This is a genomic window from Okeania sp. SIO2B9 (assembly GCF_010672505.1).
In the GTDB taxonomy this organism is placed as follows: Bacteria; Cyanobacteriota; Cyanobacteriia; order Cyanobacteriales; family Microcoleaceae; genus Okeania; species Okeania hirsuta.
On sequence record NZ_JAAHGK010001811.1, the window covers coordinates 1 to 1032 of the forward strand.

The following is a 1032-nucleotide window of genomic DNA, read 5'->3' on the forward strand; positions in this document are numbered from 1 at the left end:
ATATCAAATCCGGTAGCATCGGTATAAAAAAATTAAACCTGATAAATTAAGGGATGAATAGTAAGAGTTGGGCGATCGCCATGCCGAGATTGTTAAAGCTAGAACCACACAAAAGTATCGAAGAGTTGGAAAAACTCTACCGACAAACTCAAGACCCAATAGAACGAACTAGATGGCAAATCCTCTGGTTGATAGCTAAAGGCCACAAAGTAGAAGAAGTGGCTGAGGTTACTGGATATCGGCGTGGTTCAATTTACAGAATTGTAGGGCGCTATAACCGATTAGGTATTGATGGATTAAAAGATCGTCGCCATCAACATCAGGGGCCGGAGACCTTACTCTCAGAAATAGACCAAGCTTTCCTATGGCAAGCACTACAAGAGCCACCGGTAGATGGAGGTTTATCATTTTCTTTGTGGGTTTAATACCCCACCGTCAACGGTCGTGTTCACGCATTACTTGGGGGAGCGAATCCCCATGTAATTTTCCTCCTGTCTCCAGTATAGCTGTCTCCTGTCTCCTTCTTCAAGGAATGGACCCAAAGTAGCTCAGTGGATGAGCGAGCATCTGGAACGTCCTATTCATCCTCAAAGAGGGTGGGAATATCTACGTAGCTTTGAAATGCGTTTAAAAGTACCACGTCCAGCACATGACAAAGGGGAGATCACAGAGCAAGAACAGTGGAAAAAAAAACTCAACCAGAAAGTCCAAGAAGTAGGGCAAAAACACCCAGAGGCCACAGTTGAAGTCTGGGCAATGGATGAACATCGCTTAGGGTTAAAACCTATATGTAGAAGAGTCTGGGCTCAGTTGGGTAGTCATGCGATCGCCAATGTTAACTGGAAATACCAATGGCTATGGTTATACGGCTTTGTGAATCCAAATAATGGTGAAACTTACTACTGGATTTTACCAAAAGTTAATGTAGAGCTTTTTAACCGAGTTTTAGAAGACTTTGCACGAGAATTTCAGTTAGGAGAAGACAAACACATTATCTTAACCATTGACAGAGCTGGATGGCATACAAGTTCT

General features: G+C 42.9%; 2 protein-coding genes. Both read left to right on the forward strand.

Annotated features, from left to right (window positions below):
* Positions 1–53: 53 nt before the first annotated feature.
* The gene (locus F6K13_RS34630; protein ID WP_124143379.1) at positions 54–425 is read left to right on the forward strand and encodes a helix-turn-helix domain-containing protein; all 372 of its coding nucleotides are present in this window, start codon (positions 54–56) and stop codon (positions 423–425) included.
* A gap of 88 nt (positions 426–513) precedes the next feature.
* Positions 514–1032, forward strand: a 519-nt coding sequence (locus F6K13_RS34635; RefSeq protein ID WP_287290178.1) for an IS630 family transposase, incomplete at its 3' end; no start/stop codon positions are given.